The 22,818-nt window shown below is 66.7% G+C and carries 24 protein-coding genes, 1 other RNA gene and 1 pseudogene; 16 read left to right on the forward strand and 10 right to left on the reverse strand.

What is annotated here, in order from left to right; translation table 11 throughout:
- Positions 1 to 162 precede the first annotated feature (162 nt).
- The 5 genes from CLN94_RS01985 to CLN94_RS02005 are packed head-to-tail and all read left to right on the forward strand — an operon-like array spanning position 163 to position 3,951.
- The gene (locus tag CLN94_RS01985) at positions 163 to 666 is read left to right on the forward strand and encodes a type III secretion system chaperone family protein (RefSeq protein WP_096430537.1); all 504 of its coding nucleotides are present in this window, start codon (positions 163 to 165) and stop codon (positions 664 to 666) included.
- A 26-nt stretch (positions 667 to 692) separates the two neighbouring features.
- Positions 693 to 1,505: a pyrroline-5-carboxylate reductase gene (proC, locus tag CLN94_RS01990; protein ID WP_096430540.1), complete on the forward strand. Its 813-nt coding sequence runs from the start codon at positions 693 to 695 to the stop codon at positions 1,503 to 1,505.
- Complete coding sequence (locus CLN94_RS01995) at positions 1,502 to 1,837, forward strand: tRNA-binding protein (RefSeq protein WP_096430543.1); 336 nt, start codon at positions 1,502 to 1,504, stop codon at positions 1,835 to 1,837. Before proC ends, CLN94_RS01995 begins: the two co-directional genes overlap by 4 nt.
- Complete coding sequence (locus tag CLN94_RS02000) at positions 1,837 to 2,778, forward strand: 2-hydroxyacid dehydrogenase (protein ID WP_096430546.1); 942 nt, start codon at positions 1,837 to 1,839, stop codon at positions 2,776 to 2,778. The genes CLN94_RS01995 and CLN94_RS02000 overlap by 1 nt, the downstream gene beginning before the upstream one ends.
- Before the next feature lie 54 nt (positions 2,779 to 2,832).
- The gene (locus CLN94_RS02005) at positions 2,833 to 3,951 is read left to right on the forward strand and encodes a beta-ketoacyl-ACP synthase III (protein WP_096430549.1); all 1,119 of its coding nucleotides are present in this window, start codon (positions 2,833 to 2,835) and stop codon (positions 3,949 to 3,951) included.
- Positions 3,952 to 4,039: 88 nt separating this feature from the next.
- Here CLN94_RS02005 and CLN94_RS02010 read toward each other — a convergent pair whose 3' ends face one another.
- The gene (locus CLN94_RS02010) at positions 4,040 to 4,621 is read right to left on the reverse strand and encodes a thymidine kinase (RefSeq protein WP_096430551.1); all 582 of its coding nucleotides are present in this window, start codon (positions 4,619 to 4,621) and stop codon (positions 4,040 to 4,042) included.
- Between the two features lie 217 nt (positions 4,622 to 4,838).
- Between CLN94_RS02010 and CLN94_RS02015 the strand changes: the two genes are divergently transcribed.
- On the forward strand, positions 4,839 to 5,300 hold the full coding sequence (locus CLN94_RS02015) for a phage regulatory CII family protein (RefSeq protein ID WP_096430553.1): 462 nt from the start codon (positions 4,839 to 4,841) through the stop codon (positions 5,298 to 5,300).
- Here the strand turns inward: CLN94_RS02015 and CLN94_RS02020 are convergent, their stop codons facing one another.
- The 8 genes from CLN94_RS02020 to CLN94_RS02055 all read right to left on the reverse strand — a co-directional run bounded on the left by CLN94_RS02020 (position 5,301) and on the right by CLN94_RS02055 (position 14,581).
- Positions 5,301 to 6,632, reverse strand: coding sequence for a DEAD/DEAH box helicase (locus tag CLN94_RS02020; protein ID WP_096430556.1), 1,332 nt, complete (start codon positions 6,630 to 6,632; stop codon positions 5,301 to 5,303).
- Between the two features lie 51 nt (positions 6,633 to 6,683).
- Positions 6,684 to 7,133 (reverse strand): D-aminoacyl-tRNA deacylase, encoded by a 450-nt coding sequence (gene dtd / locus CLN94_RS02025; protein WP_096430559.1) that lies wholly within the window; start codon positions 7,131 to 7,133, stop codon positions 6,684 to 6,686.
- 10 nt (positions 7,134 to 7,143) lie between these two features.
- Positions 7,144 to 8,274, reverse strand: coding sequence for a TFIIB-type zinc ribbon-containing protein (locus CLN94_RS02030; RefSeq protein ID WP_245845020.1), 1,131 nt, complete (start codon positions 8,272 to 8,274; stop codon positions 7,144 to 7,146).
- A gap of 6 nt (positions 8,275 to 8,280) precedes the next feature.
- A complete protein-coding gene (locus CLN94_RS02035) occupies positions 8,281 to 9,399 on the reverse strand; it encodes an SPFH domain-containing protein (RefSeq protein ID WP_096430561.1) in 1,119 nt (372 codons plus the stop codon).
- A gap of 10 nt (positions 9,400 to 9,409) precedes the next feature.
- Positions 9,410 to 10,363, reverse strand: coding sequence for a DUF2927 domain-containing protein (locus CLN94_RS02040; protein ID WP_245845022.1), 954 nt, complete (start codon positions 10,361 to 10,363; stop codon positions 9,410 to 9,412).
- A gap of 30 nt (positions 10,364 to 10,393) precedes the next feature.
- Positions 10,394 to 11,560: a toxic anion resistance protein gene (locus tag CLN94_RS02045; RefSeq protein ID WP_096430567.1), complete on the reverse strand. Its 1,167-nt coding sequence runs from the start codon at positions 11,558 to 11,560 to the stop codon at positions 10,394 to 10,396.
- 18 nt (positions 11,561 to 11,578) lie between these two features.
- Positions 11,579 to 12,508: a 5-bromo-4-chloroindolyl phosphate hydrolysis family protein gene (locus CLN94_RS02050; protein ID WP_096430569.1), complete on the reverse strand. Its 930-nt coding sequence runs from the start codon at positions 12,506 to 12,508 to the stop codon at positions 11,579 to 11,581.
- Positions 12,509 to 12,730: 222 nt separating this feature from the next.
- Positions 12,731 to 14,581, reverse strand: a complete 1,851-nt coding sequence (locus CLN94_RS02055; protein WP_096430572.1) for a pseudouridine synthase — start codon at positions 14,579 to 14,581, stop codon at positions 12,731 to 12,733.
- A gap of 117 nt (positions 14,582 to 14,698) precedes the next feature.
- Between CLN94_RS02055 and CLN94_RS02060 the strand changes: the two genes are divergently transcribed.
- Positions 14,699 to 15,148 (forward strand): nucleoside deaminase, encoded by a 450-nt coding sequence (locus CLN94_RS02060; protein WP_096430575.1) that lies wholly within the window; start codon positions 14,699 to 14,701, stop codon positions 15,146 to 15,148.
- Positions 15,149 to 15,254: 106 nt separating this feature from the next.
- Positions 15,255 to 15,695: a DsrE family protein gene (locus CLN94_RS02065; RefSeq protein ID WP_245845024.1), complete on the forward strand. Its 441-nt coding sequence runs from the start codon at positions 15,255 to 15,257 to the stop codon at positions 15,693 to 15,695.
- Positions 15,696 to 15,828: 133 nt separating this feature from the next.
- Here the strand turns inward: CLN94_RS02065 and CLN94_RS02070 are convergent, their stop codons facing one another.
- Positions 15,829 to 16,521: a metal-dependent hydrolase gene (locus CLN94_RS02070; RefSeq protein WP_096430581.1), complete on the reverse strand. Its 693-nt coding sequence runs from the start codon at positions 16,519 to 16,521 to the stop codon at positions 15,829 to 15,831.
- Between the two features lie 139 nt (positions 16,522 to 16,660).
- On the opposite strand from CLN94_RS02070, the gene gatC reads away from it, so the two are divergent.
- The 8 genes and pseudogenes from gatC to CLN94_RS02110 all read left to right on the forward strand — a co-directional run bounded on the left by gatC (position 16,661) and on the right by CLN94_RS02110 (position 22,784).
- Positions 16,661 to 16,948: an Asp-tRNA(Asn)/Glu-tRNA(Gln) amidotransferase subunit GatC gene (gene gatC, locus CLN94_RS02075; RefSeq protein ID WP_096430584.1), complete on the forward strand. Its 288-nt coding sequence runs from the start codon at positions 16,661 to 16,663 to the stop codon at positions 16,946 to 16,948.
- Complete coding sequence (gene gatA / locus CLN94_RS02080; protein ID WP_096430586.1) at positions 16,945 to 18,423, forward strand: Asp-tRNA(Asn)/Glu-tRNA(Gln) amidotransferase subunit GatA; 1,479 nt, start codon at positions 16,945 to 16,947, stop codon at positions 18,421 to 18,423. Before gatC ends, gatA begins: the two co-directional genes overlap by 4 nt.
- Before the next feature lie 10 nt (positions 18,424 to 18,433).
- The gene (locus tag CLN94_RS02085; RefSeq protein WP_096430588.1) at positions 18,434 to 19,036 is read left to right on the forward strand and encodes a hypothetical protein; all 603 of its coding nucleotides are present in this window, start codon (positions 18,434 to 18,436) and stop codon (positions 19,034 to 19,036) included.
- Positions 19,037 to 19,720, forward strand: a complete 684-nt coding sequence (locus tag CLN94_RS02090; RefSeq protein ID WP_096430591.1) for an N-acetylmuramoyl-L-alanine amidase — start codon at positions 19,037 to 19,039, stop codon at positions 19,718 to 19,720.
- Between the two features lie 129 nt (positions 19,721 to 19,849).
- An RNA gene (gene rnpB / locus CLN94_RS02095) (RNase P RNA component class A) lies at positions 19,850 to 20,260 on the forward strand.
- A gap of 76 nt (positions 20,261 to 20,336) precedes the next feature.
- Complete coding sequence (locus CLN94_RS02100; RefSeq protein WP_096430594.1) at positions 20,337 to 21,047, forward strand: DUF533 domain-containing protein; 711 nt, start codon at positions 20,337 to 20,339, stop codon at positions 21,045 to 21,047.
- Positions 21,048 to 21,189: 142 nt separating this feature from the next.
- On the forward strand, positions 21,190 to 21,357 hold the full coding sequence (gene rpmG / locus CLN94_RS02105; protein ID WP_011750518.1) for a 50S ribosomal protein L33: 168 nt from the start codon (positions 21,190 to 21,192) through the stop codon (positions 21,355 to 21,357).
- A gap of 159 nt (positions 21,358 to 21,516) precedes the next feature.
- Positions 21,517 to 22,784, forward strand: a pseudogene (locus CLN94_RS02110) (imelysin family protein).
- Positions 22,785 to 22,818 lie beyond the last annotated feature (34 nt).

The raw sequence follows: 22,818 nt of genomic DNA on the forward strand, positions 1-22,818 counted from the left end.
TGTGGCCGCGCCATGACTTATCCACGACAATTTGCTTTACAGATCCTTCATTCGGCCCCACGATATCTGGTATAGGCGGCGCGCTGCCACGCGCCAGCTTGTGCAAGTATCAAGGTCTAGGGGTTGCATCCTGGGGCATTAAAAGAGCAGGGGGATACAGGCATGGCACTCAGCGAGGACTTCCTCTTTAGCGAAGATCTTCACCCGATCGACGTGGTGGAGCATCTGGCCGAGGCCCATGACTGGGATTTCGACCGGGTGACCGAGGACCAGATCGCGATGACGGTCGAGGGCCAATGGCGCACCTATTCGATCACGCTGGCCTGGTCGGCGCAGGATGAAACCCTGCGGCTGATTTCCACCTTCGAGATGGACCCTCCCTCGGAGCGCATGGCCGAGCTGCATGATCTGCTCAACCGCGCCAATGACATGTGCTGGACCGGCGCCTTCACCTATTGGCGCGAGCAGCGGCTGATGGTCTGGCGCTACGGGCTGTTGCTCGCGGGTGGGCAGGGCGCCACCGCCGATCAGATCGACCGTCTGATCGGTGCCGCCGTCGTCGCCTCCGAGCGCTTCTACCCCGCCTTCCAGCTCGCCTGCTGGGGCGACCAGTCGCCGGAAGAGGCGATGAAGGTCGCCATTGCAGAGGCTTACGGGCGCGCCTAATCTGCCCCCCGAACAAAGGGGGCACCATGGATTTTACCGATATCGCAACGCGTGGTCTGGTTCTGCTGGGCTGTGGCAAGATGGGCTCGGCGATGCTGCAGGGCTGGCTGGCCGGGGGGCTGCCGCCCGCATCGGTGCACGTGATCGACCCGCATCCCTCAGACTGGCTCAAGGCTACGGGCGTGAATATCAACGCGGGCCTGCCGGGTGATCCGGCGGTGGTTCTGCTGGCGGTCAAGCCGCAGATGATGGCCGATGCGCTGCCGCGACTGGCGGCGATGGGCGGCGGCAAGACGCTGTTTGTCACCGTCGCGGCGGGGATCACCATCGACACCTACGCGCAACTTCTGGGGGCTGACACGCCGCTCATTCGTGCGATGCCCAACACGCCCGCCGCGATCGGGCGCGGCATTACCGCGATCGTCGGCAACGGGGCCGCGACGCCAGCGCATCTCGATCTGGCCGAGGCGCTGTTGCGCGCGGTCGGGCAGGTGGTGCGCCTTGAAAACGAAGGCCAGATGGATGCGGTGATCGGCGTTTCGGGCTCGGGCCCGGCCTATGTCTTCCACCTGATCGAGGCGATGGCGGCGGCTGGCGTCGAGCAGGGCCTCTCGCCCGAGCTCGCGATGCAGCTGGCCAAGGCGACCGTCGGCGGCGCGGGCATGCTGGCCGAGCAATCCGACGAAAGCCCCGCGCAATTGCGCATCAACGTGACCAGCCCCGGCGGCACCACCGCCGCCGCGCTCGAAGTGCTGATGGAACCTGAAACCGGCTTTCCGGGCCTCGTATCGCGCGCCGTCGCCGCCAATATCCGCCGCAACCGGGAGCTGGCCGGATGACGATTTCCTTCGATGATTTCCTGAAAGTCGACATCCGCGTGGGCCAGGTCGTGCAGGCTGAGCCCTTCCCCGAGGCGCGCAAGCCCGCGATCAAGCTCTGGGTCGATTACGGCCCCGAGATCGGCGTCAAGAAAAGCTCGGCGCAGATCACCCGCCATTACACGCCCGAGGCGCTGATCGGGCGGCGCGTGCTGGGCGTCGTCAATTTCCCGCCGCGCCAGATTGGCCCCTTCATGTCCGAGGCGCTGGTGCTCGGCCTGCCCGATGCCGACGGCGAGGTGGTGCTGATTACCCCCGATCTCGAGGTGCCGCTGGGCGGGCGGATGTTCTGATGCGGCTCCTGGTCACCCGCCGTCAGACCGAGGCCGTCGAGGCCGCCATCGCCGCCGAGTTCGACGCGCGTTTCCGCCATGACGAGGGGCCGCTGACCGAGGCCGAGGCGAGCGCGGCGCTGGCTGAGTTTGACCTGATCCTGCCGACTTTGGGCGATTCCTTCGGCGCGGGTGCTTTCTCCGGGCCGGTGCGGGCGAAGATGCTGGCGAATTTCGGTGTGGGCTATAACCACATCGACATCGCCGCCGCGCGCGCCGCGGGCGTCACCGTCTCCAACACGCCCGGCGCTGTGACCGACGCCACCGCCGATATCGCGATGACCCTGATTCTGATGAGCGCGCGCCGCGCCGGCGAGGGCGAACGGATGCTGCGCGCCGGACGCTGGACCGGCTGGCAGCCGACCCAGATGCTGGGCCTGCATGTCACCGGCAAGCGGCTCGGCATCATCGGCATGGGCCGGATCGGCAAGGCAATTGCGAAACGCGCGCATTTCGGCTTCGGCATGGAGATCGTGTTCTTCAACCGCTCGATGGTCTCCGATCCGGTCAGCCCGGCGCGGCAGGTCGCGCTGCCGGAGGCTTTGGGCGCCGATATCGTCGTGCTCGCCGTGCCTGCCACGGCCGAGACGCACCACATGATCGACGCCGCTGCACTTGCACAAATGCAACCTCATGCGCATCTCATCAACATCGCGCGGGGCGATATCGTGAAAGAATCCGACCTTATTGCCGCTTTGCAGGCCCGCAGGATCGCGGGCGCCGGGCTCGATGTCTACGAGTTCGAACCGAAGGTTCCCGAGGCGTTGATCGCGTTGGAAAACGTCACGCTCCTGCCGCATCTGGGCACTGCCGCCGAAGAGGTGCGCAGCGCGATGGGCTTCATGGCGCTCGACAACCTGCGCGCATTCCGTGACGGCACTCCGCCGCCGAACGCGCTTTGAAAGCTTGACCTTTCGGCTGCTCGGGCAAAAAACTCCGCCAGACCGGAGGATATGATGTTCACAGCTGCGATTACCGGAACCGGCGTCTATACGCCCCCCGAAACGATCACCAATGAAGAGCTGGTCGAGGCCTTCAACGCCTATGCCGACCGGGTGAATGCCGAGAATGCCGATGCGATTGCGGCAGGCGAGGCCGAGGCGATCCCGCAGTCCTCGACCGAGTTCATCCTCAAGGCCTCGGGGATCGAGAGCCGCTATGTGATGAACAAGTCGGGCGTGCTGGACCCCGCGCGCATGTATCCGGCGCTGCGTCAGCGCAGCGACGACGAGCCGGGGATCATGGCGGAAATGGCGCTCGATGCCTGCCAGAAGGCGCTGGCCCAGGCCGGCCGCAAAGGCGCCGAGGTCGATCTGGTGATCTGCGCAGCCTCCAACATGGAACGCGCCTATCCGGCGATCGCCATTGAGATTCAGAAACTTCTGGGCGCTACGGGTTTTGCCTTCGACATGAATGTGGCGTGTTCATCGGCCACCTTCGGCATTCAGGCCGCCGCCGACATGATCCGCACCGGCTCGGTGCGCCGCGCGCTGGTCGTGAACCCCGAGATCACCTCGGGCCACCTCGAATGGCGCGATCGCGATTGCCATTTCATCTTTGGCGATGTCGCCACCGCCACGCTGCTCGAACGCAAGGAAGACGCGCCGCATGGCTTCGAGATCCTCTCGACCCGCTGCGCCACCGAGTTTTCCAACAACATCCGCAATAACAACGGCTTCCTGCGCCGCACCCGCCCCGATGGCGTGGTCGACCGGCGCGACATGCAGTTCATGCAAGAGGGCCGCAAGGTCTTCAAGGAAGTGCTGCCGATGGTCAGCGCGCATATCCTCGGGCATCTGGCCGAAGACGGCATCGCGGCCACCGACCTGCGCCGGCTCTGGCTGCACCAGGCGAACAAGACGATGAACGACTTCATCGGCCGCAAGGTGCTGGGCCGTGACCCCGAGCCCGGCGAGCAGCCCAATATCCTTCAGGAATTCGCCAATACCTCCTCGGCGGGCTCGATCATCGCCTTCGCGCGCTACTCGGATGACATGGAGCCCGGCGACAAGGGGCTGATCTGCTCCTTCGGCGCGGGCTATTCGGTCGGCTCCGTCATCGTCGTGAAATACTGACGCTGCGCCTCGCGTATTTTCTCCAAGAAGAAGCCCGCAGTTTCTTCTTGGGAAAAATACGCATTCCGAGGCTGCCGCCTGTGCGCGTTCAGAGGTCGCCCATTTCCTCGCGCCAGTGCCGCCGGCAGAGCGAGACATAGGTTTCGTTGCCACCCACCTGCACCTGCGCACCTTCGCGCAGCGCGTGCCCGTCGGCGCCCTTGCGCACCACCATCGTGGCCTTCTTACCGCAATGGCAGATCGTGCGGACCTCGCGCATCTCGTCGGCCAGCGCGAGGAGCGCCGCCGAGCCGGGGAACAGGTGGCCCTGAAAATCCACGCGCAGCCCGTAGCACATGATCGGCACGCCGAGGTCGTCGACCGCGCGCGCGAGTTGCCAGACCTGCGCCTCGGTCAGGAATTGCGCCTCGTCAATGAAGATGCAGGCGCAGGGGCCTTGGGCGAGCCGCGCCTCGATCAGCGCGAGCATGTCGGTTTCTGGGGTGAAGGTCGCGGCTTCGGCGCCGATGCCGATCCGGCTGGCGATGCGGGCCTCGCCTGCGCGGTGATCAAGCTCGGCGGTGACGAGGAAGGTCTGCATGCCCCGCTCAATGTAATTGTAGGAGGCCTGCAGGAGGATCGTGCTCTTGCCGGCATTCATCGTCGAGTAATGGAAATAGAGCTTGGCCATGCCAAGGGCTTAGCCCGAGCCTGGCGGACTGGCAAGTTTCCGGATGGCCCGGAAGGGTGGAGCGGAGGCGCCAGCCCCCCGCTCCGGTACTCATGCACTTGTGACGCCACTGCACTCACACGCGTCGGTCCGGCGATCCGACGCTTGGAAGGTGACATTTCCCTGTGACTTGTCTAAGGGGAAAGAGATTAACGAATTCCCCCAAGGAGGGCGCGCCGTGGGCGACCGTATTGGCTCTTATCTCAAGAAACACACAGAGGCGCTGGTCAAGGACCTCGGGATCGAGCGCGCGGCCGAAATCTGCGGCAAGTCGAAGGCGACGCTGGGGCGCTATTACTCCTCCGATACCGATAATGCCGAGCGTTACATGCCCGTCGACGTGGTGGCGCGGCTTGAGGCTGCGGCGAGCTTTCCGCATGTGACCCATGCGCTGGCGGATCTGTCCGGCGTCACTCTGTCATTCGAGAATGGCAAGAACGAGCCAACCAACGGGCATCTGAACTCGGATATCGTCGAGTTGAGCCAGCGCTTTGCCACGCTGATGAGCGAGTATCACCAGTCGATCGCCGACAACCTGATCTCGGTGAACGAGGCCAAGCGCCTGCTGGCCGAGACCCAGGCGCTTCAGCGCGTGCTGCTCGAGATGAAGCTGCGCCTCGAGGATGAATCCGCGATCTGATCAGCCCTTGCGCCGCGGCGGCGCCGAGCCGCCCGCGGGTTTCTGGCTGCGCCGCACGGGTTTCTTCGCGGCGGGTTTCGCGGCCTCGCTCGCGGCGGGCTTCGGCGCTTTCGGCTTGCGCTTGCCGACATTGGCCTTTTCCGCGGCGCGTTTTTGCTGCGAGGCGCGGTTGCGCGCATTCGGGCGCATTCCCTCGGGGTCTTCGTGCGGCGTGCCGCCGATCACCGGAATCTTGGCGCCCATCGCTTTTTCGATCGCGCGCAGGTCGCCCATTTCCATCGGCCCGCAGAGCGCGACCGCCCGCCCGTCACGCCCCGCCCGCGCGGTGCGGCCGATGCGGTGGACGTAGTTTTCGGGCACGTTCGGCAGGTCGTAGTTATAGACATGCGCGACCAGCGGAATATCGAGTCCCCGCGCCGCCACGTCGGTTGCGACCAGCACCGCCAGATCGCCCGAGCGGAAGGCCGCCAGCGCGCGCTCGCGCTGGTTTTGCGACTTGTTGCCATGGATCGCCGCGACCGAGAAGCCCCAGTTCTCCAGCAGCCGCGCGAGCTTGTCGGCGCCGTGTTTCGTGCGCGAAAACACCAGTGCATGTTCGCCCTGGTGGCTGCCCAGATATTCGGCCAGCAGCGTCGCCTTTTCTTTTTGCGTGGTGAAATGTACGCCCTGCTCGATCTTGTCGGCGACCTTGCCGGGCGGCGCGGCCTCGACCCGGACCGGATCGCTCAGGTAGGTGCGCGCCAGTTCTTCCATCAGGGGCGGCATCGTCGCCGAGAACAGGAGCGTCTGGCGCTCTTCCGGGATCAGCTTGGCGATCTTGCGCAGCGCGTGGATAAACCCGATGTCGAGCATCTGGTCGGCCTCGTCCAGAACCAGATAGCGCGTCTCGGACAGCACCAGCGCGCGGCGGTCGAGCAGATCAAGCAGGCGCCCGGGCGTCGCGATCAGCACATCAGTGCCGCGCGCCAGCGCCTGTTCCTGCTTGTTGAGCGAGGCGCCGCCCACCACGCGCTGGATCGAGACCGGCGCGTCCTCGGCGAAAGCGGCGAGGTTCTCGTGGATCTGGCTGGCCAACTCGCGCGTCGGCGCGAGCACCAGCGCGCGCACGGTTTTCGGCGCGGGGCGTTTGCCAAAGGCGAGGATGCGCGTGATCATCGGCAGGCCGAAGGCGGCGGTCTTGCCGGTGCCGGTCTGCGCCAGACCCAGCAGGTCGCGCCCCTTCACCACATGCGGGATCGCCTTGGTCTGGATCGGGGTCGGCCGGGTGAACCCCATCTTGGTCAGGTTCTCCACGAGGATCGGCGCGAGGCCCAGGTTTTCAAAGCTCATCATCTGCCTTTCGCGCAGTTAAGGCACCGCTCATGGGCGAGGGGGCAGGGGAAGTCAAGCGCGCTCGGCGGTATCCATCCAGATCGTGACTGGCCCCTGATTGAGCAGGCTGACGTCCATATCGGCACCGAAGCGGCCGTTTTCAACCTGCAGCCCCAGATCGCGCAGCGCCTGCGAGAAATGCAGGTACAGCCGCTCGCCATCGGCGGGCGGGGCGGCTTGCGAAAAGCCGGGCCGGTTGCCGCGCGAAGTATCGGCGGCGAGCGTGAACTGGCTGACGACAAGGCAGCCGCCGCCGATATCTGCGACCGAGCGGTTCATCTTGCCGGCCTCGTCCTTGAAGATCCGCAGCTTCGAGATCCGCGCGGCGAGTTTTTCTGCCTCGGCCTCTCCATCACCCGCCATCGCGCACACAAGGATCAGGAGCCCTTGTTCGATTTCTCCGGTTTTCTCGCCATCAACCGTGACGCTTGCCTGAGTTACACGTTGGATAAGTGCTCGCATCTGGGTCTTCCTAGCGCAGGGCGCCGCTTTCGTTGAGGTAATTCAGATAGGTCGCGCCGCCGATCAGGAGCGCCAGCGCCAGCACCGCGAAGGCGATCTTCCAGGCCGACCAGGGCCGGTCGCCACGCACCTGCCCGGTCTGCGCATTGACCACGAAGCGAAAGCTGCGACCGCGGTATTTGTAGGCCGCGGTCCAGATCGGCAGCAGCACGTGCTTGAAGGTTTCGGCGCGAAACTCCGGGTCGAGATGGGTGATGCGCTGCTCGTCGCCGCCGATGTCGCGGCGCACGTCGGACTGGAGCACATGAAACATCTCGGCGCGGGCCAGATGATGGGCCTCGTGCAGGTCGACCGTGTAGCCCTCGGCCTCGAAGCCGGCGAGGTAATCGGGCTGGTAGGGCGCCAGCGCCGACAGATCCCAGGGCCGCAGCGCGTCGATATATTCGGGCGGCAGCGAGCGCGCGGCATAGATCAGCACATCGTCGAAGAACCGCGCGACGCGGCCCTGCGCAAAGCTCCAGCGCACGCGGCGCACCCGCTCGCTGCGCATCTCGGAGCGGCCATTCACCCGCACCTGGCGCTGCCGCGTCTCATAGTAGTAATCGCCGCGCTGGCCGGTGTAGCTGGCGCGGCTGTCGGCGTCGAAGGTCCAGAACGGGGCGTAGATGCCGCGCATCCGCCGCCCCTTGCGCGCGTATTGCGCGAGCCCCGAGGGCGCGAACCACAGCCGCCCGAGCCAGCGCGACAGCGCCTTGCGCGCCTCTTCCTCGCTCAGCACGAAGGGCAGCACGCCCTGCGGCTTCAGCAGCCGCCGCGTGCCGGTGTCGGTCACGACAGGCGTCGCGCAATAGGGGCATTCGGTGGCGTGATGCTCGCCCTCGAACTCGATCGTCGCGCCGCAATTCGGGCAGGAGGCAGTGCGTTGCTCCTCGCTCGCACTTTCAGGCAGGCGCGCGGTCAGCCCATCCTCCAGCGGCAGTTCGGCCAGCACCGCCATCCCGCGCCCGGTCGCGCGCGGAATATCCTGCACATGGCCGCAATGATCGCAGATCAGCCGGGTCTGCCCCGGCTGGAACCGCAGATCGGCCCCGCAGGAATCGCAGGGATAATGGTGCTCGGCCTGAGGCCCCGGCGCGCTCATCGCGGCTTACCCCGCGGGCGGGGGCGGCGGCTGGATGGTGAAAAGTTGCGCGAGTTCGGCGATGTCATCGGCCTTGAGCCAGCCGTCCTGCCCGGGCGTCCAGACCAGCGTGTCGCGGGTCAGGCTGCCGTCCGAGACCATCCGGCCCAGATGCCCGCGCCCGAAAGGCCCGGTGGCCGCGCCATTCGCCGCCACGTGCCAGACCTTTTCAACGGCGGGCGGCAGCGGCGGCGGCGCGATCTGGGTCGGTTGGGCGGCGATTTGCGGCTGCGCGCCCCAAGGCCCGGCAACCTGCCCGGCCATCTGCTGGCCGATGCCCAGCCCAAGCCCCGCGCCGATCGCGGCCCCCACGCCCGAGCCCGGCTGCGCCAGCCCCTCGGCGGCGTTGAACAGCATGTAGCGGCCCAGGTCGCCCACAATCCCCATCGAGGTGCGCTTGTCCAGAACCGCCTCGACGGCCTCGGGCAAGCTGATGTTTTCGATGTAGAATTCCGGGATCGTGAGGCCGTATCCGCCGATCGTCGGGGCAATCGCCGTGGCGATCATCTTGCCCAGATCGGCGGTGTTCGCCGCCATATCGAGCACCGGAATATTGGCCCGCGCGATCACCCGCGAGAATTCCTGCACGATCACGTTGCGGATCTGGAAGCTGATCTCGTCGGCGGTGAACTCGCCATCCGTGCCGACGATTTCGGTCATGAATTTCGCCGGGTCCGAGACCCGCATCGAATAGGTGCCGAAGGCGCGCAGGCGGACCGGGCCGAACTCGGGGTCGCGGCAGATGATCGGGTTTTTCGTGCCCCATTTCAGGTTGTTGAAGCGGGTGGTGTTGACGAAATAGATCTCGGATTTGAAGGGCGAGCGGAAGCCGTGATCCCAGTGCTGCAGCGTCGTCAGCACCGGCATGTTGTTGGTTTCCAGCATGTAGAGCCCGGGGCCGAAGACATCGGCGATCTGGCCTTCATGGACGAAAACCGCCGCCTGACCCTCGCGCACCGTCAGCTTGGCGCCGTATTTGATCGCGTGGCCTTCGCGCTCGAACCGCCAGACCATCGTGTCGCGGCTGTCGTCGACCCAGTGGATCACGTCGATGAATTCGCCGGTGAGAAAATCGAGAATACCCATCGGGGCCTCCTTAGCTTTCGCCGCCCATCAGTTCGGCGGCAATCGTCTGGACAATCGGGCGCGCCTCGGCCTCGGTCATGCCGGGGGTCAGGCGCGGGTCGTAAAGCATGCGCAGCAACAACTCGTCATGGCGCGTCAGCAGCGCGAATTCCTCGTCATCGTTGAAGATCGAGGGGCGCGCGCGCGGGCTGTCATTGGCCAGCCCCATGCCCTGCGCCAGTTCTTCGTGGATGCACGAGATGCGCATGCGGTCGGGATGCTCGCCACGGATCACGGCGACGACGCGGTCGTACTCGGGCGAATTGCCCGAGGAAAACGCGAAGGCCACGCAGAAGGTGGTGGGCGCGAGCCCGGTGATCGCGGAGACCGAGGCATCGTCGATCCCCGGCACCAGTTGGCGCAGACGCGGGGCAGCGGCGCGGCGTTCGTCCTCGTTCAGCACCAGCACGGTGAAGTTGCCGGGGCCCGAGCCGAAGCTGACCGGATGCCCCGAGGCGCGGCGCAACTGCCCGGCATAGGCCGAGATCGCGCTGCGGTCGGCGCGGCGTTGCGCCAGCGGGATCGAGGGGCCGAACTCGACGCTCATGCGCACGGGTTTGACCCAGCGGCGCAGGCGCGAGGCCTGCTGTTCCGCGACAAACCCGCCACCACGCGCGGAATATTCGTCATAAAGCGCGATGCGGATGAAATCCTCGGCGAGCTGGCGCGCGGTAAAGGGCGCGTCGCGCGGTGCCACGTCCTGGCGCAGCAGGCCCTGCGATTCCAGCGCCCGGCCGACGCGCGTCAGATATTCGCGCATCGCCGCGCTTTCCGCCGAGGGCGGCACCACCTCGCCGTCACGCGCGCCGCCGGGGGCAGGCGTGGGCAGCGGCGAGGTCTTGGGCGCGGTCGGGGGCGCGCCGAAGGGCATGCCCTCGCAGCCCGCGAGCAGCCCGGCGAGCGCCACAACGCTTGCCGCGCGCATCAGAGCTGCGAACACCCCCGCGCGCATGGATCAGGCAGCCCCGCCGCCGGCACGGGCCGAGGCCAGCGTGTCGCGCAGCTTCGCCTCGAGCGCGACCAGCTCGGTCTCGGCCTCGGCGCGCTTGCGCTTGCCCTCGTCGGCGATGCGCAGGCTGTCCTCGATCGTGGCGATCAGCTCGGCATTGGCGGTTTTCACCGCCTCGATGTCGAAAACGCCGCGCTCCATTTCGGTGCGCACGACCTCATTGGTCTGACGCAGGTTCTTCGCATTTGCGGTCAGCAGCTCGTTGGTCAGATCGCCCGCCTCGCGTACGGCTTCGGCCGCCTCGCGCGAGCGCTGGATCGTCACCGCCTGCGCCAGCTGGGTTTCCCAAAGCGGCACGGTGTTGACCAGAGTCGAGTTGATCTTGGTCACCAGCGATTTGTCGTTTTCCTGCACCAGCCGGATCGAGGGCAGCGACTGCATCGTCACCTGCCGCGTCAGCTTCAGGTCATGGACGCGGCGTTCCAGATCATCGCGCGCGGCGCGCAGGTCGCGCAGTTCCTGCGCGCGCAGGATCTTGTCGTTCTCCGCGGCGCCTTCGATTGCGGCCTCTTTCGCCGGGATGTCGGTCGCGTCGATCTGTTTCAGCTTTTCCTCGCCCGCGGCGATGTAAAGTGCGAGTTCGTCGTAGAAATTCAGCGTCTTGTCATAGAGCAGGTCGAGCGACTTGATGTCTTTCAGCAGCTTGTGCTCGTGGCCCAGCAGCTCGTCGGTGATGCGGTCGATCTGGCCCTGCACCTCTTCGAAACGGGCGAGGAACTTGGCGAAGGGTGCCGCGCGCCCGATCACTTTTTCCCACCACGAGCGTTCGCGGCGCACGTCCAGTTCCGAGACCGAGAAGCCGCGCAGCGTGGTCACGATCCCGCGCAGGCTGTCGCCGGCGGGGCCGACATCCTTGTTCTTCACGTCGGAAAGCATCGCCTGGCTGATCACCTGCAATTCGCCCTGCGCGCGCGAGCCGAAGCGCACGATCGAGCCCGAGTCGGTCAGGTCGATCTCGGCCATGCGGGCGCGGATGCCCTCGGCCAGATCGGGCGTGGCCTCGGCCAGCGGCACCACCGCATTGGCGGCGGTGGGCTCGGGCAGGACCACGGCGGTTACGGCCTCGATCTCGGCCAGCGCGGTCTCGGCCTTGGTGCGGATGGTGTCACTCATCAATCCCTCCTTCGGGTTTTACTCTTGCGGGCTGCGCCGGGGCGCCAGTGCCAGCCCCTCGCGGGCGAGCCGGTCGCGCAGCACGTCGATTTCGATCTCGAGCCCCTCGCGGCCATTGGCGATCAGTGAACGGGTGCGAGCGGTGAAATTGGCTTCCAGGTCATCCAGCAACGCCACGTAATCGGCGCGCGCCTGAGCATCGCGGGTTTGGCCCCAGAACTCCACGAACTTCACGCTCGCGTCACGCGCGCCCATCAGATAGACGCCCATGTAGCGCCGCGCGGCGGAGAGGTCGGCGGGGTCTTCTTCGACGGCGCGGAACAGCTCGCGCGCGGTGGCGCCAAAGCGTTCGACCCGCGCGCCAAGGTCGCGGTCGCGGGTGCCCGCGATCACCTCGCGCATCGAGTCGAGGTATTTCTCGCCCTCGGCGACGATCCGCGCGACGCGCTCTTGCTGAAATTCGTCGACCCCTTCGAGGCCCTTGTTCTTCATCGGATCGAGGCCAAAGGCGGCAAGGCCCAGCCCCGCGCCGATCACGCCCACGGCGAGCGCGCCGATCAGCCCCATGTCGGGGGATTGCGCGCCCAGCCCAAGCCCCAGCCCGAACAGGATCGCGCCGAGGATCTTGCGCGGAAAGGCGGGGCGGCGTGCGACACGGCGCGCGTCATAGGCGGCCTCGGCGCGCAGCCCTTCGCGGGTCAGCATCGCGGCGAGACCGATCAGCACAAAGGCGCCGATCGCACGCGCGAGCCACTCGGGGCCCGAGCCGAAGGCCGTGAACAGGACGGGCGCGGCGGCCAGCGTAATCCAGAACGGGCGGTTTTCATGCGGATGGCGTGGTGGCGCGGGGGGCTTTGCCGCGATCTCGCGCCCGCCCAGATCGCGCGCGCCAGAGTCGCGCCCGGGGCCGGGTTGCGGGCTGTATTTGCCGCCGAAGCGTTCCGCCATCGCCCTCACACGCCTCCGGTCAGGGCGACCGACAGCGTCAGCGCCAGAAGGAGATAGAAGGCAATGCGCTGCATGGCCGTGCGTGACATATCCGCCCCCAGAACGGGCGGCCCCGCCACCCAATCGCCTCAACTATAGGGGTAGGGGGGCAGGGGCGCTAGGGCCGTGGGCGAAAAAACGCCGCCCGGCCCGTGCCTTGGCAGGTCCTGCGCGGGGTTTCGCTTATCCGTCGCGGCGCGGGCCGCGCGGGCCGGATTTCGGGCCGTGGCTCTTGAACCCGCCAGAGCGCGGCTTGTCGCCGCCGGCAGACTTGCCGCCATGGCTGCGGAAGCCGTCCGAGCGCGGTTTGCCACCGTCTTTGCGGCCCTCGCCGCCTTGCGATTTGTAGCCTTCCGAGCGGAATTTCCCGCCGGGTTTGCCGCCCGGCTTGTCACCGCGCGGCTTGAACCCTTCGCCACGGGACTTGAAGCCCTCCGAACGCGGTTTGCCTTCGCCACGCGGTTCCCAATCGCCACGGGGTTTGTCGCTGCGGGGCTTGTAGCCCTCACCACGGGGCTTGTAGCCCTCCGAGCGGGGTTTGCCTTCGCCACGCGGTTCCCAATCGCCACGGGGTTTGTCGCTGCGGGGCTTGTAGCCCTCACCACGGGGCTTGTAGCCCTCCGAGCGGGGTTTGCCTTCGCCACGCGGTTCCCAATCGCCACGGGGTTTGTCGCTGCGGGGCTTGTAGTCCTCACCACGGGGCTTGTAGCCCTCCGAGCGGGGTTTGCCTTCGCCACGCGGTTCCCAATCGCCACGGGGTTTGTCACCGCGGGGTTTGTATCCCTCGCCACGGGGCTTGAAGCCCTCCGAACGCGGTTTGCCCTCGCCGCGCGGTTCCCACTCGCGCCGCGGCTTGCCCTCGCCGCGGTCGAACCGCTCGCCATGGCCCTTGAACCCTTCCGAGCGCGGCTTGCCCTTCGGCCCGCCAAAGCTCTTGCGGCCCTCGCCATCGGCGCCTTCGCGGCGCGGGCCACGGCTGTCCTTGCGGTCGTCCGTGCCCCAGCGCGGCTTGCGTGCGCGCTCTTCGCCCTCGGGGCGCGGCGGCGCGTCCCCGCGCGGGGCGCCGAAATCGCGCTGGCGGCCAAAGCCCTTGCGCTCGCCGCCGTCGCGCTCGAACCGCTCGCCGCGCGCCGGACGATCACCGCGATCGCCACGCTCGCCGCGATCGCCACGTTCCCCCCGCTCGGGCCGGTCGCCAAAGCGCGGCTTGCGGGCCGGGCGCTCGCCCTCGCCGAACTTGCCGCGCGGCGCGCGTGCGGGCGCGTCATCGCCTTCGCCGGTCAGCAGCCGGTCGCCGAGCTGGTCGCGCAACACCTTGCGGCGCACTTCGAACACGTCGCCGGGCTTCATGTCATTCAGGCGGAACGGGCCGTAGCTGATCCGGATCAGCCGGTTCACCGTCAGCCCGACCTCGGTCATGGCGCGGCGGATCTCGCGGTTCTTGCCCTCGCGGATGCCGACGGTCAGCCAAGCGTTCGCGCCCTGCTGGCGGTCGATGGTAATCTCCATCGGCTGGAATTCCTCGCCGTCGATGGTGATGCCGTCGCGCAGCGGGTCAAAGCTCTGCTCGGTCGGGCGGCCATTCACGCGCACGCGGTATTTGCGCAGCCAGCCGGTTTCGGGCAGCTCGAGGCGGCGCTTGAGCCCGCCATCGTTGGTCAGGAGCAGCAGGCCCTCGGAATTAAGGTCAAGACGCCCCACATTGAGCACGCGCGGCATGCCCTCGGGCATCTCGTCGAAGATCGTGCGGCGGCCCTGTTCGTCCTTCTCGGTCGTGACCAGGCCCAGCGGCTTGTAATAGAGCCAGACGCGGGTTTCCTGCGGCGCGTCGATCGGCTTGCCGTCGATGGCGACCTTGTCGCGCGGGCTCACGTCGATCGCGGGCGTGTCGATTACCTTGCCGTTCAGCGTCACGCGGCCAGCGAGGATCATCTTTTCGGCGTCACGGCGCGAAGCATGGCCCGAACGCGCGATCACCTTGGCGATGCGTTCGGATTTGGCGGATTCGGGGCGTGCGGGGGAATCGGTCATCATCTTGTCCTTCTACGGGATGGGGCGCGCGTTCATCGCGGGCGAAGGCCGCCCCATACACCTTTCGCAGGCACTTGGAAAGCGGCTTGATCGGTGCCGCGTTGCAGGCGATGAAGGGCCATGGTGTTCACGTCTTTCATGGATCAGGCGCTGGAAGAGGCGCGCGCGGCGGCACGGCGCGGCGAGGTGCCGGTGGGGGCCGTCGTCGTCTCGCCCGAGGGGCGCGTGGTGGCGCGCGCAGGCAATCGCACGCGCGAGCTCAGCGACCCGACAGCCCATGCCGAGATCCTGGCCCTGCGCGCCGCCTGCGCCGCCGCTGGCTCCGAGCGCCTGCCCGGCCATGATCTCTACGTGACGCTCGAACCCTGCCCGATGTGCGCGGCGGCGCTGTCGAACGCGCGCATCGCCCGCATCTATTACGGCGCCTCCGATCCGAAATCGGGCGGCGTCGCGCAGGGCCCGCGGATCTTCGCCCATCCGCAATGCCACCACGTCCCCGAGGTCTATGACGGCATCGCCGCCGCCGAGGCCGAACGCCTGCTCAAGATGTTCTTCGCCGAGCGCCGCTAGGCCCTCGGGCGCGGGTATCGGGCGAATTTTCAAAGATACATTCAAAACTCTTGATTTTTGCAAGGATGCGCCGGACGCTGGCGTCATCTGTGAAAGGGAGACTCAGATGACATTCAAGGGAGGAATGGCCGCGCTCGCGCTGGCCGTGGGGCTTATTGCAGCCCCGGTTTGGGCCGAGCCTTCGGCCAAGGTTGCGATCCATGTCGACGAGGACGGTGTGCGCACCATGAACATGGCGCTGAACAATGCGGCGAATATCAAGAAATACTATGCCGACAAGGGCGAGGAGGTCGCGATCGAGATCGTCACCTACGGACCGGGGCTGAACATGCTCCGCGCCGATACCTCGCCGGTGAAGGACCGCATCGCCCAGATGGCGCTGCAATATGACAACCTGACCTTCTCGGCGTGCCTCAATACGGTCGAGGCGATCAAGCAAAAGACCCAGCAGGACGTTGCCCTGCTCGATGAGGCCAGCACCGTCCCCTCGGGCGCCGTGCGCCTGATGGAGCTGCAACAGCAAGGCTACAGCTACCTACGTCCGTGACAATAGGGAGGGGGGCGCTGCCCCCCGTCCTTCGGACGCCCCCCGGAGTATTTCAAGCTCGATGAAAGGGCTTTCATTTTGCCCGAAATATCCCGGGGGAGCGCGCGAGCGCGGGGGCGGAGCCCCTTTTGCCTCAGAGCGTGATCGGGGTCATCACCTCGGGCTCGATGACGGTCACGCCGGGCAGCCCGTCCCGCAACGCCTCGGCGGATTGCTCCAGAAGCGGGAAGGTGCGGTAGTGGCAGGGGATCACCGTCTTGAAGTTGAAGTATTTTTTCGCGGCCCAGGCGGCGGCCTTCATGTCCATGGTGAAATGCCCGCCCGCGCAGAGAATGCCGATGTCGGGCGCGTGATACTCGCCCATCCAGCCCATGTCGGCCATGATCCCGGTGTCGCCCGAGACATAGATCACATGGCCTTCGCCCGCGATCATGTAGCCCGCCTCGCCGCCGGCATAGACCGGCCCTGAAGGTGAGCCGAGCGAAGAAGAGTGGCTCGCGGGCACCATCGTCACCTTTGCGCCGCCCAGATCCACCGTGCCGCCCTTGTTGAAGCCGACCCCGTCGATGCCTTGTGTGTCCTGCCAGAAGCTGACGATGTCGTAGATCCCGACGACCGGGATCTTCAGGTCCTTCGCAATCGCCAGCGTGTCGCCCGAATGATCGCCATGCCCGTGGGTCAGAAGGATATGGGTCGCCCCCGCCAGCGCCTCGGCGCGCGCGGTTTCGGGAAACATCGGGTTGCCGGTCATCCACGGGTCGATCAGGATCACCGCGTCTTCGATTTCCAGCCGAAAGCCGGAATGGCCAAGCCAAGTCAGGTTCATCGCATCCTCCAGGTGTTTTGCCCGAGATTAGCGCAGATTGGCGCGAAGAAAAGCGCGGCACCCGCCCACTCGGGGAAGCGCGGCTTGAAAGCGGCCCGCCTTGCGGCTAAACCCGGGCGCAAGACCAGCGGAGACCCATATGTCCATTGATATCGACACCGCCCGCAAGGTGGCGCATCTGGCCCGGATCGCGGTGCCCGAAGAGGCCCTGCCCGAGCTTGCGCGCGAACTTTCCGGCATCCTGACCTTCATGGAGCAGCTCAACGAGGTGGACGTGGAGGGCATTGAGCCGATGACCTCGGTCACGCCGATGCGCCTCAAGCGCCGCGTCGACGAGGTGACCGATGGCGGCTATCAGGACAAGATCCTGAAAAACGCCCCCGATGCCCGCGAGGGTTTCTTTGCCGTTCCGAAGGTGGTCGAATGAGCCTGAACCAACTGACCATTGCCGCCGCGCGCGACGCGCTGAAGGCGGGCGACGTGACCTCGGTCGAGATCACCGAGGCCTGCATCGCGGCGATCGAGGGCGCGGATGCGCTCAATGCCTATTGCGCCAAGACCCCCGAGATCGCGCTGGAACAGGCCAAGGCCGCCGATGCGCGCCTCAAGGCCGGTGACGCGCCCGCGATGTGCGGCATTCCGCTGGGCATCAAGGACCTGTTCGCGACCAAGGGCGTGGGCACGCAGGCCGCCTCGAACATTCTGGCGGGCTTCAAACCCGAGTATGAATCGACCGTGACCCAGAACCTCTGGGATGCGGGCGCGGTGATGCTGGGCAAGCTCTCGATGGACGAATTCGCGATGGGCTCGTCGAACGAAACCGCCTGCTACGGCCCGGTGGTGAACCCCTGGAAGGTCGACGATCGCAAGCTGACGCCGGGTGGCTCGTCGGGCGGTTCGGCCTCGGCGGTGGCGGCGGACCTGTGCCTGGCCGCGACCGGCACCGACACCGGCGGCTCGATCCGCCAGCCCGCGGCCTTCACCGGTATCGTCGGCATCAAGCCGACCTATGGCCGCGTGTCGCGCTGGGGCGTGGTGGCCTTTGCCTCTTCGCTCGATCAGGCCGGCCCGATGACCAAATCCGTGCGCGACGCGGCGATCATGCTGGGTGCGATGGCCTCGGTCGACCCCAAGGATTCGACCTCCGCCGATATTCCGGTACCGGATTTCGAAGCGGCGCTGACCGGCGACATTCGCGGCAAGAAGATCGGCATTCCGCGCGAATACCGCCTCGATGGCATGCCCGCCGAGATCGAGAAGCTCTGGAATGACGGTATCGCCATGCTGCGCGATGCAGGGGCCGAGATCGTCGACATCTCGCTGCCGCATACGAAATACGCGCTGCCCGCCTATTACGTGATCGCGCCGGCCGAGGCCTCTTCGAACCTCGCGCGCTATGACGGGGTGCGCTATGGCCACCGCGCCAAGCTGGGCAAGGGCGACGGCATCACAGAGATGTATGAAAAGACCCGCGCCGAGGGCTTCGGCCCCGAGGTGCAGCGCCGCGTGATGATCGGCACCTATGTGCTGTCGGCCGGCTTCTACGACGCCTATTACAACCGCGCCCGGCGTGTGCGCGCGCTGATCAAGCGCGATTTCGATCTGGCCTTTGCCGATGGGATCGACGCGATCCTGACGCCCGCGACGCCGTCTTCGGCCTTCGGTCTGGGCGAGATGGCCTCGGCCGATCCGGTCGAGATGTATCTGAACGACGTGTTCACGGTCACCGTCAACCTCGCGGGCCTGCCGGGCATCTCGGTGCCGGTGGGGCTCGATGCCAAGGGCCTGCCGATGGGGCTGCAGCTGATCGGCCGCCCCTGGGCCGAAGGTGACCTCTTGAACCACGCCTATGTGCTGGAACAGGCGGCGGGCTTCTCGGCCAAGCCGTCGAAATGGTGGTAAGGCCGGTGTGATGCGCAAACTTCTCCTCGTGATCCCGGCACTTCTGGTCGCCGCCTGCGAACCGCAGATGCCGAATTCGGCCTCGGGGGTCGGGTTCGAGGATTACGTGGATTACGCGGCGCGGCGCGAGGCCGAGCTGCGGGGGCAACAGGCGCAGGCGGCGCTGCCGCAAGGCGCGCCGATCGTGCCGCCCGCCAACGGTGCGCCACTTTCCGCGCTTTCGCCCGCGGCAACGGCGCCTCTGCCTGCGCCTTCGACCCCCGAAGAGGCTGTGGGGGCCGATGCGATGGCCTCTCTGGGGCTGGCCGAGCCCGTGGCGCCCGCGCCTGCCGTGGCGGCGCCCGCGCCGGTGGTCAGCGGGGCGGCGGGCCCGAACCTTGCGGCCTATGCGCTTTCCGCCAGCCATGCGCCCGGCACGCCGGTCTATCCGCGTGGCGGCATGCATCTGGTGTCCTCCGAGAAAGCCTGCGCGCGGTTCGTCTCGCCGGATCTGGCGCAGATCGCTTTCCTTGAAGCGGGCGGCCCGCAGCAGGATCGCAAGAACCTCGACCCCGATGGTGACGGCTTTGCCTGCGGCTGGGATCCGCGCCCGTTCCGCGCGGCGCTGCAGTAAATGGCCTTTCCATCGCCCAATTTCGGCGAGCGGCGCGATGGCGCGCGGCCCGAACTGGTGGTGATTCACTATACCGCGATGCCCAGCTGCGCTTCGGCGCGCAAGCGGCTCTGCCTGCCCGAGGCCGAGGTCTCTGCGCATTGGCTGATCGGCGAGGATGGCGAGGCCGAGCAGCTGGTCGACGAGGGGATGCGCGCCTGGCACGCGGGCGCGGGCGCTTGGGGCGGGCGGGGCGACGTGAATTCGCGCTCGATCGGGATCGAGCTGGCGAACAGTGGCGACGCGCCCTTTCCCGAGCCGCAGATGGCCGCGCTGGAGCGGGTTCTGGCAGGCATCCTGAGCCGCTGGGGGCTGGGCCCCGAGGCGGTGATCGGCCATTCCGACATGGCGCCCGAGCGCAAGATCGACCCGGGGCCGCGCTTCGACTGGCGACGGTTGGCGCGGCAGGGGCTGGCGATCTGGCCCGAGGCGGGTGGCCCCGCGCCGCGCCCCGATCCGGCCGCCTTCGCGGCGCTGGCGGGGGCGTTTGGCTACCCGGATCAGCCGCTCGAAACCCTGCTGGCCGCGTTCCGGCTGCGGTTCCGTCCGCGCCATCAGGGCGCTCTGGATGCGACCGACATGGCGATGATCGCGGATCTGGCCGCGCGTTTTGGCGCCGATGGCGGCCCGTGGCGCAGCGCCTGAGGGGGCTCCGCCCCCACGCTGACGCGCCCCCCCCCCGGGATATTTTTGGCAAAATGAAGGGGCAGGGACGTGGTGCCTTTGGCCCTTTCGCTTGACCTGATCGGGGCGCGCGGCGTAAGGGCAGGGCGCGCGGATGGCCGGATGACCGCGGCTGCCCATAGCTCCGCCTTGGCGGATAGCTGGGGGGTCGAGGAAAGTCCGGACTCCATGAAGCATCGGTGCCGGGTAACGCCCGGCGGGGGTAACCCTAGGGAAAGCGCCACAGAGAACCAGACCGCCCGCGCCTTCGGGGGCGGGTAAGGGTGAAACGGTGGGGTAAGAGCCCACCGCGGGACTGGCAACAGGACCGGCACGGCAAGCCCCACCGGGAGCAACGCCGAATAGGGACCACGCGCCGCGCCGCAAGGCCGGCAGGGGAGCTTCGCCCCGAGTGGTCCGGGTTGGCGGCTTGATCCTGCGGGCAACCGCAGGGCCAGAGGAATGGTCATCCACGGGGCTTCGGCCCCCGGACAGAATCCGGCTTACAGGCCATCCGCGCGACGTTAAACCATCTTGGCGTTTTGGAAAAAAGCGCGCACACTCCCCCCGATTTTGTTCAATTACGAGGGGGGAAGACATGAGCTTTGTCAAAACTCTGGCTACGCTTGCGGTCGGGTTTGCCGCCGCGAAGGGCGTCGACAAGTTTCGCAAGATGGGTGGCCTTGATGGCATGAAGGACGCGCTGCGCTCGGCCGGAAGTGAAGGCGGGATCGCCGATCAGATGGGCGATATGGCCGAGAAATTCGGCATGCCCGGCGGCAAGCAGGCGGTGCGCGACATGTTCAACCGCTTTGGTGCGCAGGCGGCGACCGCGACCGAGGCCACCGAGGCTGGGCTGGGCAGCCTGATGAATGCGATGACGGGGGCCGCTGCGGCGGGCGCCAAGGGGCTTGGCGACATGATGGAGGCGGTCGGTCAGAACCTGCCGACCAACACGATCATGGAAGAGCAGGCCAAGCTGATGATCCGTGCGATGATTCAGGCGGCCAAGGCCGATGGCGAGATCGACGCCGAAGAGCGCGAGAAGATCCTCGATCATCTGGCCGATGCCTCGGACGAGGAAATCGCCTTTGTGCAGGCCGAGTTGGATGCGCCGGTCGATGTGGCACTTCTGGCCGAGGCCGCGAGCGAAAGCACCAAGGCGCAGGTCTATTCGGCGGCGCTGATGGCGATTTCGGTCGATACCGAGCATGAGAAGCAATATCTCGCGCAGCTCGCTTCGGCGCTGGGCCTTGAAACCGCGCGCGTGGCCGAGATCCACAACGCGATGGGCAAGCCTCTGATGTAACAGCGCGTGGGAGAGGCGGAAATTTTCGCCTCTCCTCCGGTTTCGAGGTTGACTCCTGCCTGCGGCTGGCTAAAAGGCGGGCTTCAAGGAATTCGAGGGTAACGCGCCCGTTGCGCGACGGCCCGACTCTAGGAGAGAGAAAATGGCGAAGCCGACGACGATCAAGATCCGTCTGAACTCGACGGCGGGCACCGGGCACTTCTACGTGACCAAGAAGAACGCCCGCACCATGACCGAAAAAATGACCGTGAACAAATACGATCCGGTCGTTCGCAAGCACGTCGAATACAAGGAAGGCAAGATCAAGTAAGATCGCGCCAACCGGACAAGCTTTGGGCCGCTCCTTTCGGGGCGGCCTTTTGCTTTGGGTCACGTCGGGTCAAATAGTTTATTAAATGAATCGGGTTTACAAATCCGACTAAAGAAGTCAGTTATCCACTCGGGAGAACAAACAGACCGAGGGATGACAATGCTCCGATTCGTGACAGCCTGCGCCGCCGCCAGCTGGGTGGCCGCGCCGCTCGCCGCCCTGGCCGAGGCGCCCGCGCCCGCCGAAGTGATGACCGCCTATGCCGATATTGCCGAGGCCGGCTATGCCGACAGTCTCGCCACCGCCGAGGCGCTGCAAACCGCCGTGGCCGCTTTCCTTGCCGCGCCGTCCGACGAGACGCTGGCGGGTGCCAAGGCCGCCTGGGTCGCCGCCCGCGTGCCTTATCAGCAGACCGAGGCCTTCCGCTTCGGCAATGCGATCGTCGATGACTGGGAAGGCCGCGTGAACGCCTGGCCGCTCGATGAAGGGCTGATCGATTATGTTGATCTCGATTCGGCGGCGGTGAATGAGGAAAACGATTACGCGCTGCTCAATATCATTGCCAATCCCAAGGTGACGATCGGCGGCACCGAGGTCGATGCGACCGAGATCACGCCGGTTCTTCTGGGCGAGGTGCTGCATGAGGCCGAGGGCATCGAGGCCAATGTCGCCACCGGGTATCACGCGATCGAATTCCTGCTCTGGGGGCAGGATCTGAACGGCACCGACGCGGGCGCCGGCGCGCGCCCCTATACCGATTTCGTGCAGGGCGAGGGCTGCACCGGCGGCAATTGCGACCGCCGCGCGCCTATCTGTCGGCGGCGACCGCGTTGCTGGTCTCGGATCTTGCCGAGATGGCCGCGAACTGGACCGACGATGGCGCCGTGCGCGCCGCTCTGATGGCTGACCCCGAGGGCGGGATTTCGTCGATTCTGACGGGGATGGGCTCGCTCAGCTATGGCGAGCTGGCGGGCGAGCGGATCAAGCTGGGGCTGATGCTGCACGATCCCGAGGAAGAGCATGATTGCTTCTCCGACATGACCCACCTGTCGCATTACTACGACGGCGTCGGCATTCGGAACGTCTATACCGGCCGCTATACCCGCGTCGATGGCTCGACCGTCGAAGGCCCTTCGCTGTCGCAACTGGTGGCGGCGGTGGCACCCGAGGTCGATGCGCAGCTGCGCGCCGAGCTGGATGCGTCGGTGGCGGCGCTGGGCGAGATGAAGGCGGCGGCCGAGGGGGGCATGGCCTATGACCAGATGCTGGGCCTTGGCAACGAGCGCGGCAAGGCGCTGATCGAAGGGGCGGTGGCCGCGTTGGTCGCGCAGACCCGCTCGATCGAGCGCGCCGTGGCCGCGCTGGGGCGGGAGGTCGAGCTGGAAGGCTCGGACAGCCTCGATAACCCGAACGCCGTGTTCCAGTGACCTGAATGGGCCCGGTCTGCCCGGGCCCTTTTCC

The sequence above is a fragment of the Pseudothioclava arenosa genome, from assembly GCF_002358085.1.
GTDB classification, from domain to species: Bacteria; Pseudomonadota; Alphaproteobacteria; order Rhodobacterales; family Rhodobacteraceae; genus Pseudothioclava; species Pseudothioclava arenosa.